This window comes from Algoriphagus sp. AGSA1 (assembly GCF_021390545.1).
In the GTDB taxonomy this organism is placed as follows: domain Bacteria; phylum Bacteroidota; class Bacteroidia; order Cytophagales; family Cyclobacteriaceae; genus Algoriphagus.
In genome coordinates this window covers 83,115-98,867 of record NZ_JAJUWR010000018.1, presented here as the reverse complement: position 1 = coordinate 98,867, position 15,753 = coordinate 83,115, and the positions used below count along the sequence as shown (strand labels likewise).

The 15,753-nt window shown below is 43.3% G+C and carries 9 protein-coding genes; 6 read left to right on the top strand and 3 right to left on the bottom strand.

Annotation, left to right across the window (positions count from 1 at the left end):
- Positions 1-214: 214 nt before the first annotated feature.
- The 6 genes from LZF95_RS15550 to LZF95_RS15525 all read left to right on the top strand — a co-directional run bounded on the left by LZF95_RS15550 (position 215) and on the right by LZF95_RS15525 (position 13,598).
- Entirely contained in the window at positions 215-3,373 is a 3,159-nt protein-coding gene (locus tag LZF95_RS15550; RefSeq protein ID WP_233756020.1) for a TonB-dependent receptor, read from the top strand.
- A gap of 18 nt (positions 3,374-3,391) precedes the next feature.
- On the top strand, positions 3,392-5,059 hold the full coding sequence (locus tag LZF95_RS15545) for a RagB/SusD family nutrient uptake outer membrane protein (RefSeq protein ID WP_233756019.1): 1,668 nt from the start codon (positions 3,392-3,394) through the stop codon (positions 5,057-5,059).
- Positions 5,060-5,089: 30 nt separating this feature from the next.
- The gene (locus tag LZF95_RS15540; RefSeq protein WP_233756018.1) at positions 5,090-6,370 is read left to right on the top strand and encodes a glycan-binding surface protein; all 1,281 of its coding nucleotides are present in this window, start codon (positions 5,090-5,092) and stop codon (positions 6,368-6,370) included.
- A gap of 175 nt (positions 6,371-6,545) precedes the next feature.
- A complete protein-coding gene (locus LZF95_RS15535) occupies positions 6,546-9,851 on the top strand; it encodes a VCBS repeat-containing protein (RefSeq protein ID WP_233756017.1) in 3,306 nt (1,101 codons plus the stop codon).
- A gap of 5 nt (positions 9,852-9,856) precedes the next feature.
- Positions 9,857-11,629 (top strand): glycoside hydrolase family 9 protein, encoded by a 1,773-nt coding sequence (locus tag LZF95_RS15530; protein WP_233756016.1) that lies wholly within the window; start codon positions 9,857-9,859, stop codon positions 11,627-11,629.
- Positions 11,630-11,696: 67 nt separating this feature from the next.
- A complete protein-coding gene (locus LZF95_RS15525; protein ID WP_233756015.1) occupies positions 11,697-13,598 on the top strand; it encodes a sialate O-acetylesterase in 1,902 nt (633 codons plus the stop codon).
- A 75-nt stretch (positions 13,599-13,673) separates the two neighbouring features.
- Here LZF95_RS15525 and LZF95_RS15520 read toward each other — a convergent pair whose 3' ends face one another.
- The 3 genes from LZF95_RS15520 to LZF95_RS15510 all read right to left on the bottom strand — a co-directional run bounded on the left by LZF95_RS15520 (position 13,674) and on the right by LZF95_RS15510 (position 15,750).
- Entirely contained in the window at positions 13,674-14,132 is a 459-nt protein-coding gene (locus tag LZF95_RS15520; protein WP_233756014.1) for an RES family NAD+ phosphorylase, read from the bottom strand.
- Positions 14,133-14,594: an antitoxin Xre-like helix-turn-helix domain-containing protein gene (locus tag LZF95_RS15515; RefSeq protein WP_233756013.1), complete on the bottom strand. Its 462-nt coding sequence runs from the start codon at positions 14,592-14,594 to the stop codon at positions 14,133-14,135. It abuts the gene before it with no gap.
- A gap of 103 nt (positions 14,595-14,697) precedes the next feature.
- Complete coding sequence (locus LZF95_RS15510; protein ID WP_233756012.1) at positions 14,698-15,750, bottom strand: carboxylesterase; 1,053 nt, start codon at positions 15,748-15,750, stop codon at positions 14,698-14,700.
- Positions 15,751-15,753: the final 3 nt, after the last annotated feature.

Here is a 15,753-nt window from a genome sequence, read left to right as displayed (position 1 = left end):
TAAACATTGGATTGTATTGATTCAATGTTCATCGGATATGCAAGTCCGGTGCTAGGAATGCCTGTCAGTTTTTGGTGTTTGTATCAATGATTTTTAAACCAAACCCAAACTGAATGAAACACTACCTACAATCTATTAGCTTAAAATTTATCGCAGGAACACCTTTTCCTGCACTCAACCTATTTACCAATTTATAACAATTAACCCCCTAAAGATGAAAAAACTATTACCGCTTTGGCTCATGCTGCTAGTAGGTGTAGTCCAGGCCCAGGTCACGGTCAAAGGAACCGTGACAGCAGTAGGCGATGGACTGGCTCTACCCGGAGTAACAGTACTGGTGAAAGGAACCACTACTGGAGTAGCCTCTGATGTAGATGGAACGTATTCTATTACAGCTCCTTCTTCAGAATCCATCCTAGTCTTCAGCTTTATTGGCTACAAGTCACAGGAAGTCGTAGTAGGCAACCAGTCCACTATTAACGTTTCATTGGAAGAAGACATGGCTTCTCTGGATGAAGTAGTGGTAGTTGGGTATGGTACGATGAAAAAACGTGATATGTCTTCCGCTCAGGTCTCTGTGACTTCCGAGGACATAGAACGTACTGTCAATACTACTATTGAGCAAGCGCTACAAGGACGTGCTGCCGGAGTGTATGTGACACAAAACACAGGGGCTCCGGGTGGAGGCATCTCTGTCAATATACGTGGCGTCAACTCAATCGGGGGGACTAACCAACCGCTATATGTGATAGATGGAGTACAGGTGCAACCTGCCGCTGTGTCTTTTGGCAACACATCCGCGACTAATCCGCTCGCTGGAATCAACCCAAGTGATATAGAGTCAATGGAAATCCTGCAAGGCCCCTCAGCAACTGCGATCTATGGGTCTAGAGGTACAAATGGGGTAATCATGATCACTACCAAGCGAGGTAAAGCGGGTGAGACCAAAATTACCTACAATTACCTATACACGCTCCAGGATAAGCCTGATAACCTAGATGTCATGTCTTTGGATCAATATGCCACAATGACCAATGAGATCAGTGAAATCACTGGCGGTGATCCTCCCGCTGCTTTTTTAGATCCTTCTCTATTAGGCCCTGGTACCAACTGGCAAGATGCCCTTTTCAAAACTGCTCCGTTGAACAAGCATAATATAACGCTCACGGGTGGTGATGAAAAAACCAAATTCTATATCTCCGGTGAATACTTCAATCAGGAAGGGGTGGCGATAGGTTCCTCCTTTGACCGGTATTCCCTGAGAACAAACATAGATAACCAAACCAGAAAATGGTTGAAAATAGGTTTGAACCTACAGCTTTTCCATACCGATGAACAGCTGGCCACTGGGAGTTCGGATGTGATAAACAATGCCATACAGATGGCTCCAAACGTACCGGTGACCAATCCTGATGGATCTTGGGGCGGTGCGGATCCTGTGAATGGATCCAGTTTACAATTTACTCCGGCCAATCCGATTGCCTTGGCTAATCTATTGAACCGTAGTTATAAAAGAAGGGGAGCCCAAGGTGGATTTGATGTAGAGATTGATATTGTAAAGGGATTGAAATTCCGCTCAATGGTGAATACAAACATCAACTACAACAATGGACACTTCTTTACTCCTACCTACACACTAGGTGTAGTGACCAATGATACTAACTCATTGAATGAGGAATCCAGCAACAGCTTTTATTGGAACTGGAACCAGATGTTCACTTACAATGAAGTATGGGGCAAGCATGCGCTGGATGTGATGGTCAGCCACGAAGCACAGGAGAGTCAGTACGAATTTCTGAACGGTGGCAGGGTGAATTTCCCCTCAAATGACCTTCAGGAACTGGGACTAGGATCTGCCCAAGGAGCTACAAATAGTGGTGGGGCGAACCAATGGGCGATGGAATCTTACTTTGCACGGGCTAATTATACTTTCAATGAGAAGTACATCCTCTTAGGCGCATTCCGTGCGGATGGATCTGCCAACTTCGGTCCTGAAAACAGATGGGGTTATTTCCCTTCCGTGTCAGCTGCATGGAGAGTTTCCGAAGAGACTTTCTTACAAGACGCCACCTGGCTAGATGAATTCAAGATTCGTTTCGAAACTGGTCTTACTGGAAACCAAGGAGATGCAATGGCAATCTTTGCACCACTTAGCTCACCGAGTATTCCTACTCCTTGGGGTGGTGGATTCCTGGTATCAAGGTTTGGTAATCCAAACCTGCAGTGGGAAGAGACTTCTACTGTAAACCTTGGTTTCAATTTGAATATTCTGAACAATAGAATCCAGATCGAAGGAGATTTTTATCTGAAGAAAACTGATAATTTATTGTTGCCAAATCCACTCCCTTGGTACATGGGGACTTCAGCAGAAGGTAGCATAGGGACTCCTACTGTGAATATTGGGGCCTTGGAAAACAGAGGGTATGGTATCACTATAAACACGATCAATATAGACAACAGAGCCACCGGGTTCTCCTGGTCATCCAATTACAACTTCTCCGGATTCCGAACTGAAGTAACCAAATTCTTCTCTGAAACGGCCTTTATTGACCGCACAGCTTGGTGGTTGAACAACTTTACAGCAAGAGCCCAGCCGGGGTATGCACCTTGGTTGTTTTATGGATATCAAGCTGATGGGTTGTTCCAGACTATTGAGGAGGTAGAATCAAGCGCCAGGCCGGTTGACAATAAAGGAAACCCAATCCAGGTAGATCGTGAAAACGGCATCTATGTAGGAGATATCAAATACAAAGATCTAAATGGTGACGGAGTGATCGATGAGCGTGATCAGACTTTCATAGGAAACCCTTGGCCAAAGTTCACTTTTGGTATGACCCAGCAGTTTACATATAAAGGATTCTCCCTTGATATCTTACTTACAGGTGCGCTGGGAGTTGATATCTACAATTACAATAGATTTCTAAATACCAACCCTAATAACGTAAATCTTGGAAGAAACATGCTTTTGGAGACGTACGATTATGCAAGAATCGAAATGGACGGTTCAGGCAATCCATTCATAACCAATCCAGAAACAGATATTCCTAGAATCACAGCTACAGACCTCAATGGTAATGGGACCAGAATCTCGGACAAATTTGTAGAGGATGGCTCTTTTGTAAGGGTTAAAAACATCAACCTTTCTTATGTGGTCCCTAATGAACTACTTGGAAAGCAGAATGTGGTAAGAAGTCTGAAACTGGCTTTTGGTGTGCAGAATGCATTCACGTTTACCAAATACAAAGGATATGATCCTGAAGTAGGGGCGTCTGTAGGCAATAATGTGTCTGCCGGAAATCAATTGATCAGCGTGGACTATGGAAGATATCCTCAGACCAGAATGTACACATTCAGCCTAGGTGTTGACTTCTAATCCAAAAATCATAACCAAATGAAAACAAACACAAATTTCCAAAAAATTATCCTGGGAGCTACGTTGCTATTGGGAGGAATGGTGGGCTGTTCTGAAGATTTCTTGGATAGACCCCCATTGGACTCGATTGTAGATGCGAACTTCTACAAAACTGACGATCAGATATTGGCTGCTTCTGCGCCACTATATAATATGGTATGGTTTGCTTACAATGATAAAGCGAGCCATGGAATAGGGGATGCAAGAGGCGGAACATTGACCTCAGGCTCTTATCAATTGGAAAACGTAAGGTTCAATACAACCGGAGAAACTGCTGAAAACGGTGCCTCATGGCGGGCATTCTACAATGTGGTGGCGCAGTCAAATTCCTTGATCAATAACATAAACTCTTTTGTGGGAGAGGATGTCACTGAACGGATCAAGAACCATGGCATAGCTGAAGGTAGATTTATGCGTGGGCTTGCCTATTCTTATTTAGTTCAAAACTGGGGGCCAGTTCCGATTATTACAAATAACACAGCCTTACTTCAGGATACTACTATCGCAAGAAATACGGAGGAGTCTGTCTGGCAGTTTATCATCAAAGACTTCCGCTATGCAGTGGAAAACCTACCTGAAAGTGCCGTGATGAACGGGCGGTTGACCAAGTGGTCAGCTGAGGGTATGCTTGCCAAAATGTACCTTACAAAAGCAGGGGTTTCTGGAACAAGAAACCAATCTGATTTGGATTCAGCAGCCTATTTTGCCAAAAGAGTGATCGACAACAGCGGTGCTGAATTGATGGAGAATTATGAAGACCTATTTAAGACCGCCAATAACAACAACAAGGAAACACTTGCTGCCCTTCAGTGGGTCTATAATGCAGGCCAGGCAGGACAGTGGGGGGCTCAGAACTCAGTTCAGGCTTTTCTTGCTTTCGGTTCAGAGATCACAGGATTTGGAGATGGATGGGGTGGAGACATAGGAGCTTCCAAGTGGTTGCTTGATATGTATGACGACCTGGTTTTTGACAAGAGAAGAAAAGGTAGTTTTATGTTCCCTGGTGATCATTATCCTTATATAACCCAAGTGCCTCCTGGGGGATCTGCCCAAGAATTGGAAGTACCTGCTCGAAATGAGGATGCTGGAAGATCATATAATACCAGAGCCTGGGTGAAGAAATACGTCGTGGGAAGACCCGAGGATAATGATGGCAAAGTCGTGCAGCAGGGAACTGAAATCAATACGTATATTCTTCGTTTGGCTGATGTTTACCTTACGTATGCAGAAGCAGTATTGGATAAAGATCCTGCAGAAGCATTGAAGTATGTCAATATGGTGAGAGCAAGAGCCGGTGTAAATGCCCTCTCTTCTGTGACTTGGGAAGACGTGTTCGAAGAACGCATCAAGGAATTTGCTATGGAAGGTCAGGCATGGTATGAATTCACCAAACTTCACTATTACGATCCTGCCAAGGCTTACAGCATCTTGTCTAATCAAGACCGTGGCACATTCAGAATTTATGCCGATCAGATCCCGGATCCTACCATGTGGGAAATCGAGATCCCTGCGGATGATACCTCCCCGAGATTCTTTACGGTGAACGAATCCAATTTCAGGATTCCGATTCCATCCGCGGAATTGTCAAGAGCACCAAACCTGAGAAAACCTGCCGTACCGTATGATTTCTCTGCTCAAGAAAATTGAATTGTGGACTTACATTGAAATGCAAAACATATGAACATCATAAAAAATATAAGATCCTCTCACTCATTTCTGGTAGCTTCCGCGCTGGTCATGGTCCTTGTATTGGGAGCATGTAAAGATGAGGATGAAATCAACGTAGGCCCGCCGACCATAGAGCGGGTACGCAACACGGATCCTACTACCGCAGACAGTGCGTTCACTTCTGCCACATTGGGAAGCACACTTGCTATTTTGGGTAACAATCTATTGGGCACCCAGCAAGTGTACCTTAACGATTACCCACTAGGCGTGAACACTGCCTATGTGACCAACAATACGGTGATCGTCACAGTAGGAGATTCTGTCCCTACCGTAGCTACTGATCCAAATGTGCCAAATACCTTAAGATTGGTGAATAAGGCAGGTGAAGCCACCATGGAATTCCAGACACTTCCTCCTGCCCCTCAGGTATTGCAGGTAAAAAACCAGTACGTCCAACCTGGTGATGACCTTACCCTTCTGGGTAGATATTTCTTCTTTGTGGATACAGTATATTTCCCGGGAGAGGATGTATATGTCACCTCGGGATTCACTACCAATTCTGCAGGATCCTCACTTACAGTGAAAGTTCCTGACAACTTGGACTTCTCCGAAGGACAATCAATCAGGGTGGTAACCAAGTCCGGTGGATCATCTACCAATAGAAATACACAGATCTATGCGGACAAAGGCATGGTGGCAGACTTTGATACCAATGGAGCCCTAGAATGGCCATGGGGTTGGGGCTGGGGTATGTCGGGCGACATGATCAGATCTTCTCAGCCTGGTATTGCAAGCTTAGACGGAAACTTTGGTGGAATGAACCAAGCTTTCCCAGCTAGTTATGGCTGGAATAATGACAAAGTGATCAATCTTGCAAACTGGGAAGGAGCTCAAATCTTACCTGAGGGCGAAGGATATGAACCCAGTGCTCCAGCAGCTAGCTTTGACATTAGACTTGAAATGGCTGTAAATACAACATCTTCTATTAATGGACTGGAGCTACAGTTTTGGTATCCTGATATTAATGGAAATGAATTGAGCTATAACGTTCCGATTTCGAATTTTGTGCGCACCACTGATGGATCTTGGCATACAATTTCTGCTAATTTGAGCCAGTTGTCTAATGGAAGTACGCGTTTGAATACATATGGAGACTTTCTAGCGGGGAATTATGATGAAAATGGAAATATTATCCATCAACTCAGACTTGTGGTGATCAATACCACTTCCAATGATATTCCGGCTGTAGTAGGCGTGGATAATGTCCGCGTAATCCGGGCAATAAATTAAATAGTATAGCATAAGAGGTTTATTAAGTCAATCTCCGGGGTGAAATGTTTTGCCTCGGAGATTTTTTCTAAACTGTATCTCTACCACTGAGGACACAGGGTTTTCCGCAGAGAGCACTGTGCTTTAATTTACTTGCAGAATCTGTAGTAGGACCTTTCTTCTGTTAATCTATCTAGTGAGCTTGAATCCCCAACATATAGTTAATAAGTATAACATTTCAGGATTACTCCAATTCCTTCTGTTTGGAGCAGGATTTTTATTTTTCTCCTGTGAGAAAAAGGGAGAAGCAATACCACAAACACTTTTTGAACTGGTAAATCAGGATTCTTCTAACCTCATATTTACCAATCAGATCATAGAAACCGAAGCAGCCAATATTCTTACCTACCAGTATTTTTACAATGGTGGTGGAGTAGCTGTAGGAGATGTGAACAATGATGGCCTGGAAGACTTATATTTTACTTCCAATCAAGGCCAAAACAAGCTTTTTTTGAATCTCGGGAATATGAAATTCCGGGACATCACTCTTGCTACCGGTACAGGCGGAAGGGAAAATGCATGGTCCACCGGTACTGCCATTGTGGATATCAACGGTGATGGACTTAAAGATATTTACGTGTGCTATTCAGGCGACTTGCCAGAAAGCCAGCGGAGAAACCAATTGTTTGTAAATCAAGGGTTGGATAAAGACAGTATTCCATTTTTCAAGGAAATGGCTGCGTATTATGGGTTAGACGATCCCGGCTTCAGTACAGCTGTATATTTCTCTGACTTGGATCAGGATGGGGACTTGGACATGTTACTACTCAATCATAATCCACGGCTTTTCAGTAACCTGAATATCAATGCTTTCGAAGCTATGCTTAGTTCAGCAGATTCCTTGAGTAGCTCCAAGATTTTTAAAAATGAGAATGGGGTTTTTCGAAATGCAACCAAAGAAACTGGCTTGTCAGAAACTGGTTTGAGCTATGGCTTGGGGGCTACCATTGCGGATTTTAATGGAGACGGCTATCCTGATATCTATCTGGGAAATGATTACTCCGCACCTGATTATCTATACATCAATCAGGGTGATGGCACTTTTGTGAATCAAATAGAAGAGCGGATGGGGCATACTAGTCTCTATACCATGGGAGTAGATGCAGCAGATATCAATAGAGACGGGAGGTTGGATATAGTGAGCCTGGATATGCTTCCGGAGGACAATGCGAGGCAGAAGTTGCTTTTTACTCCTGAAAATTATGAACACTACAACCTTTTCCTTAAAGCTGGACTTCACCATCAGCTGATGCGCAATATGCTGCAGCTGAACAATGGTGACGGTACTTTCTCGGAGATAGGACAGCTGGCAGGAATAAGTGCTACAGACTGGAGCTGGGCTCCTTTGTTTGCGGATTTTGACAATGATGGCTTTACAGACCTTTTTGTGAGCAATGGCTTTTTGAAAGACTTTACTAACCTGGATTTTATCAATTATAGGAATGAGTACCTGCAGAATTCCAAGGTAACAGGCGAGGGGATAAGAGAGTTGATTAAAAAAATGCCTGCAACTAAAGTAGGGAATTATGCATTCAAAAATATAGATGGGATCCAATTTGAAAATCAATCCGAAAACTGGGGACTCAATACGCCAGGTAATTCAAATGGAGCTGTGTATGTGGATCTGGATCAGGATGGGGATCTGGACTTGGTAGTAAACAATCTAAATGAACCAGCCCAGATTTTCAGGAATCGTACATCTGAAGATGGGGATTCGGATTTTTTACAAATCAGGTTGATAGGTCTTCAGGGGAATGCTGATGGTATAGGGGCGAAAGTAAGTGTTTATCAAAATGGACAGCTAAACTATCAGGAACAGCAGGTTTATAAGGGGTATCAGGGAAATGTCGGTGCCGTTATGCATTTTGGCTTGGGAAAAGCGAAGGTAGATTCGGTAGAAGTACACTGGAAAAACAAGAAAATCAGCAGGATAATCAGTCCGAAATCCAATCAATTGCTTGAAGTGGTAGAAGCTGATGCTGAGAAAGAAATCGTTTATGATGATTTTAACTTTCCTATTCTCAAGCAGTTGGGAGTGTATAAAAGAGAATGGAATGCCGAGCTACCCAATGATTTTAAGAGACAAAGCCAGTTGCTTTATAGCCTTTCACAGGAGAAAGTTTCAATGATATTAGCTGACCTCAGTGGAAATGGTGAGCCTGAACTGGTGTTTTCGGACGGGACGCATATCTACTCGCTGACACCTGAGGGACTTGGATTGCCTCATGAACGCTATAATATCCACACTTCAGATTCTCCTCTGATCACTTCCATAGCTGCCTTAGATGTGGATGGGGATTCTGATCTGGATCTCTATATAGCCAAAGGCGGTTATTTTGATTTAGAGGAAAATGATCCTAGGCAGCGGGACATCTTGCTGATCAATCAAGGAAATGGAGTTTTTACCGAATCTTCCCTGGATTTTGGGGTTCAATCTTCAGAGTTTGTTACTGCATGGGATGCGAATGGTGACGGGATGGATGATCTTTTTGTAGGATCAGGCTATGTACCGGGTAGATGGCCGGAATCGGCAGAAAGCCAGGTTCTGATCAATAAAGGAGATGGTACATTCACTTCTATTTCTTTAAAAGGAATAAGCAGGGTAAAAGCTGCCCAAAGCTTAGATCTGGATCAGGACGGATTGGATGAATTGATCATAGCGTCGGAATTCGATAAGATCCGCATTCTAAATCTCAAGGATGGAAATGTGATCGATAGGTCAGAGGAATTCTTGCCTGGTGAAAAATCGGGTATTTGGTCTTCAGTTTTAGTTCAGGACTTGGATGGGGATGGCAACCCCGAATTGCTTGCCGGGAACTGGGGCTTAAATTCCAGACTACGGACAGCTCCTGATGTGCCGGTACGGATTTATTATGAGGATTTTGACAGCAATGGATCCGTCGATCCTCTAATGACTTTTTCGGTAATGGGAGAGGAGTATCCCTTTTTATCCAGAGATGAATTGGCTGCGCAGATGTATAGGAAGAAGGCACTTTTTACCAGCCACGAGGCTTTTTCCAAAGCCAAAATCCAGGATATTCTCACCTCCGAGGAACTGGGGAGGGCTAAGGTGATCGAAGCTCAATCCCTGGAAACAAAAATGTTCACGTTGAAGAACGGAGTTTTCCAGAGAATAGCCTTACCCGTACTCGTACAGTCTTCTCCTATTCAGGCGATTTCTACTATGGAAACACCCAGTGGACACGATATTCTACTTCTAGGAAATCAAGAAAACGCGCGTCTTAAAATCGGTAGGATTGATGCTAATCCAGGATGGAGACTGACCAAAAGCAAAAAAGGGACTTGGGAGGCATTGGATGCGGATCAGGCTTTGCTCCCCGTAAGGTCAAATGTAAGCAGTGCAGCTGCTATCAAAAATGTAGTTTGGATAGGTGTGCCAAATTATGGAATATTTAAATACGGATATTATTCTGACAAATAAATCTTATGCAATTGAAAATCAGGTTGTTAAAAGAAATCAAAAGTGTTTTAGTCTATGTATTGCTATTGGCTCCGTGGGCTTGCAAAGCTCCAGAGGTGGATAAAGACCTTCCTTTCCATGAATCAATACGTCTCAATCAGATCGGTTTTTACCCAGACCAACAAAAGATTGCCGTAGTCGTGGATAGTGAAAACGCCAAAGATTATATCATCTGGGACATAGATAAAAGAGCTATAGTATTTGAAGGGGAATTAACGGAAGGAGTTACAAGAACACTATCTGGCCGTACCTCCAGGATAGCCGATTTTTCCAAATTCAGTCAATCAGGTAATTATGTTTTTCTATTGAGGGGAGTTGGCAAGTCCCATCCTTTTCAAATCCGTGCGGACGTGAATCAGGAACTTGGAATAGCCAGCCTAAAAGCCTTCTACTATCAGCGTGCTGGTATGGAAATGGAAGAAGCGTATGCCGGAATCTGGGCCAGACCACTGGGGCATCCGGATGAGGAGGTGATGATACATCCTTCGGCAACATCCCCCGGTAGAAATAGCGGAGATCTGATCGCGTCACCTAAAGGCTGGTATGATGCCGGTGATTATAATAAGTATGTAGTGAATTCAGGAATCACCGTCGGTACCTTACTTTCTCTATTTGAAGATCACCCGGACTATTTTGAAAACCTAGATCTAAATATCCCCGAATCAGGTGATCAGGTTCCCGACTTGCTGGATGAGGTTCGTTGGAATCTGGACTGGATGCTCACTATGCAGGATCCTGCGGACGGTGGGGTATATCACAAACTGACCACAGCTAAGTTTGAAGGAATGGTGGCCCCTCACTTGGCTGTATCCCAAAGATATGTAGTGGCCAAAAGCACAACAGCCACCTTTGATTTTGCCGCAGTGATGGCGCAGGCCTCCAGAGTTTATAAAGCTTATTTTCCTGAGGAGTCAGTTACTTATCTAAAAGCTGCCGAGAAGGCTTGGAACTGGGCCAAGAAAAACCCCGATGTCCTGTACAGGCAAAATGAAATGAATGATACTTATGACCCAGATGTGGTCACAGGAACTTATGGAGATGGTAGCGCAGAGGATGAGCGGATTTGGGCCGCTTCAGAACTTTTTGTCACAACACATAACCTCTCTTATTGGGATGAACTGGCAGGGGCAGATCAGACTTACAAACTACCTTCTTGGAACCAGGTAGCTTGGCTTGGTTATTATACATTGCTGAGACATCAGGAAAACATCAGTTTATTGCCCAAGGAGTGGATGTCCACTCTTGAAATCAATTTAATCTCTGCGGCAAGATCCCAACTGGAAGGTCTTGGGAATACAGGTTTTAGAAGCCCTATGGAGACTAATCCTGGAAATTTCATCTGGGGATCAAACGCCGTTGCATCTAATCAAGGAATATTATTGCTATATGCATATCGCCAAACAAAAGAGCAGGTTTTTCTTTCTGGGGCCTTGCATAACCTGGATTATATTCTGGGAAGAAATGCTACTGGCTATTCTTATATCACTGGTTTTGGAAGTAAAACACCCCTTCATCCACACCACAGACTCGCTGAATCCAGACCAGATTTGCCACCCTTGCCTGGTTATATAGTAGGTGGACCAAATCCGGGTCAACAGGATGGATGCAATTACCCAAGTTCATTTGCTGATGAATCCTATACGGATGAAACCTGTAGCTATGCCTCCAATGAAATAGCAATTAATTGGAATGCACCATTTGCGTATTTGGCCAACTCTTTGGAAGCTCTACAAAAGTAAATCCAATTCAAGTTTTTCATAGATGTATCAGATTTTTTAGGCAAATTCCCTAAGAATTATCCGTATTATGAAAACAATCTGGAAACTATTTATAATTGCTGTCCTTTTTGCCTGTGAATCGTCAAAATTCGATTCCCAAGTCCGACTTCCTAAACTCTTCTCAGATGGAATGGTCATTCAGCGGGATAAAGCTATAGCAGTATGGGGTAAGGGAATACCCGGAGAAAACGTGCGGGTGAGTCTGGATGGAACGATCACCAGCGGGACTGTGCATGCAGACAGCACATGGGTACTGAAATTACCTAAAATGGCTGCAGGTGGCCCTTTTGTATTAGAAGTAAATCAGCAGAAAATTGAGGACGTGTATGTAGGCGACGTTTGGGTCGCTGGTGGACAGTCCAATATGGAATGGGCCTTGAAGTCACAGGTAATTGGAGCTGGGAAGGAATTTGAAGAGGGAGGAAATCCTAATATCCGTTTTTTCAAGATCCCAAATTCATACAGTGCAGTAAAACTCGATGATGTAGTAGGAGGAGAATGGAAAGTAGCAGATACATTGAATATGAGGGATTTTTCAGCGGTAGCCTGGTTTTTTGCAAAGCGGAACCAACAGGAAAAGAAAGTACCAGTAGGAATCATAGAGTCAAACTGGGGCGGAACACCGGTGGAAGGCTGGATGGATGCAGGAATCCTGGCTGAGATGGAGGGCTCATTTCATGACCAGGCCGTAGATATCATCGAAAATAATGAGACCTGGGATACTAAGCTTAAAGAAAACGATGAAAACCGACACAAGCGTGATTCCATGGTCAGCAAGCCAGATTCAATTTTATCATTGCAGGTAGCTGCGCTTTCTTATGATGACTCTAAATGGGGGAGAGTAAATCTCCCCCAGTCAAATCCTTTGCAGCATATCGCTTGGGCACGTAAGAAATTCATGCTTTCCAGCGTGGATAAGGTTGAACTTCATCTTCCCTTTATTGACCAAATGGCCTACGTATATGTAAATGGCCAACAGATATATTACAAGGACTGGGGAGTCAGCATGCCGGACTTGGAAATATCTTCGGATTTGCTTCAAAAAGGAGAAAATGTGCTTACTATCCGTGCGATAAACACCTGGAATAATCAGCCTAGAATAGGTCAGGGAGGAGAGATGTATCTGCTTCAGGCCGGAAAGAAAATGTCATTGGAGGGAGCTTGGACCTATTCAAATTCCGCTGTTGAGCCACATTTGCCAAAAGTAGAATGGTATAACTGGATGCCGGGAATGATGTATAATGCCATGATTTTCCCTATTACCAAATACAACATCAAAGGTGCAATCTGGTATCAAGGAGAGAGTAATACAGGCCGACATGAAGAATATAAGAAACTTTTCTCAGGTATGATTACCAATTGGAGGGAAGCTTGGGGAGAGGAGAATTTCCCATTTTTGTTTGTGCAACTGGCCAATTATATGGAAAGAAAAGATGTGCAACCCGAAAGCAATTGGGCATTTTTGAGAGAAGCTCAGACAGAGACGTTGAATCTTCCCAATACCGGAATGGCTACGATCATAGATATAGGAGAGGCAGATGATATCCACCCAAGAAATAAAAAAGATGTAGGGGAAAGACTTTGGCTTCAAGCCAGAAAAGTGGCTTATGGAGAAAAAATCCTTGCTTCCGGCCCTCAGTTTGATTCTCTTTTACGACAGGGAAATGATTTGATAGTACACTTCAAGTCCACAGGTGAAGGTTTGAAACTTACTGCTGGAGATGAGGTATGGGGATTTATAGCCGCTAGAGAGAAAGGAGGATTTCAACAGGTCAAAGCGACACTTTCCGGAAAAAATACTGTTACGATCACACTTCCCTCAGGACTGGAGGAAGGGGAGATCAGATATGCCTGGGCTGATAATCCAGCCGTGAATCTGGTAAATAATCTGGGATTACCTGCTGAACCTTTTAGAGCGAAATTCAAGTAAATAATCACGCCAGTTAGAAAGAGAAAGAGCCTCCTTGTATCTAACATCATTTCCAATGGCTGATAGTAATTGATTTTATCTCAATATTCTCTTATCCAATTCAAGCGGGAATTTGCTAGCCTTTAGCAGGGAGAATTTATCAGAAAGTGGGTTGAATACATAATTCAACGAGCTGGGATCCACTACTGAAGGAACGGCGAAGCAAAGAATGCCGGATCGTAGCAGATTGGTTCCATAATCCTGGGAGGCTCTGACTGCTGGAATTTGATTCCAATCAGAAGGCAGGTCATTTAAGTCTGGTTTAAAGATGAGATCAGTAGGGATGCTGATTTCCATTACAGAATATAAAACATAGCGTTCTGATGAAAATAATTCGGGATCTATAGTTAATCGTTCTAGTAGGGAAGAAGATATACTTGCTCCAGCATAGACGGCTGGATGGCCTGGTAGATTCCATCGGCCACCAAATCGTTTGGCTCCTTCACCGCTAAGTTCACAATATTCAGTTAAAGCTAATCGGTAAACTTTCAACATTCAGATAGCAATACCATGTTGAAGACGCATGATTTCGGATTTAAGTAAATCTATACCCTCCGACACATCAATTAAACTAAGTGGTTTTCGATTGCCAATTGAAAAAAGTGGACGATCCATCCATCTACGGAATCCTTCAAGGCCAAAATAGTTAATACCTATTGCATAGAGTTGCGCCAATTCGTATAATTTTTCCGATTGAGCGGAATCATAGACGTCTTTGCGCTGGAGGGTTTTGGCGGATATACCTAATGCATCAGCAAGGCTAATATAGTCAAGTCCCGAAACTTCTTTGAAACTTTCCAGTGCATTTTTGTCTAAGCCACTACGAAATGTATCCACTCGAGTGAGCGGCTCGATCAGCCATTCTGAATCTATGTTGAGAATGTCATTAGGAGATAACCGTGCTTTATGATAAATGGCCATAGCCGACTCACTCACTTTGGAAGATTTCTTTGACATAGCACTACCGGTTAATTGTCCAATAAGATAACGTAATTTGTCTAGAAAAGATACTTTTTGATCTTGTTTAAGTGATTATACCCTATTTCTTGTATTAAATGACCTAAAACGATTCTTGGACTAAAAGCAATTCCTCGACTTTCTCCTGATACTCCGGCTTGGCAGGAATTTTCACGACATTTTCCAGAAACTCTATCGTGCTGAAAAGTACACCTTGCCAGTCAGCAGAGGTGATGGAACTCCCAATTACATGGTCACCGGAATTAGGAAAAGCCTTTTCCATTTTCAGATCTGATGGAGTAGAGATCTGCTCATACATTTCCTTCATTTTAGGCACAGACACTACCATATCCTGCGACACGTTGTCTTTGTAGTAATAAGCCAGAAAAAGGGGTTGGCTGATCTTTTTGAATGTGGCTTCATTCATATTCCCATACATAATTTCCGCAAGACTGAGGTAGCCGTTGATATTATAATCTTCAGACCAGTAAAGAGCCTTCTCACCTTCCCGTTTTTGATGAGCCAGTTTTTTCATTGCTGTTTTATTCATGATCTGTTTCATCCATGGAGAGAAAAGCTGGGAAAGTCTCTCTTCGTAGTCCCGGATGGCGGGAGAATATACCACCACAGCTTTTATATCAGGTTGTTGGCTTGCCAATAACAGCGTTAAAGCACCGCCCATGGATGTCCCCACTACAATCACCTCGTCACCAAGACTTTTCCCTATTTGATAAGCTTCACCAGCTGCGTTGGCAAGTGCTTGCGCACTCATGTATTCCATTCCGTTTTCCCGTTTTATTCCATGTTCCGGAAGCCTGGTCACAAATAGATTTGCTCCAAAATGGGCAGCGAGAAACCGATGTACAGGATCTCCTTCCATTGGGCTGGCTCCGAATCCATGGATATAGACAATAGAATAGGGCGTCTTATGCTTATTCAAGCTGTCTGCCCAGAGGATGTACGCCTCATTTCCGGTTTTGAGACCTACAACAGTGTCTTCCCGTTGTTTTACATAGTTTTTTAGCTCGTTCAATCGGGTTGGGACTTCAGGGAATTCTATGGTGATCTCCCTTTTCTCCACCTTTGGCCCAAGTATATAAACAAGTACGAGTACCATTGCTGTGGCAAAAATCCCTAGCAGTATTTTTCTTAACATATA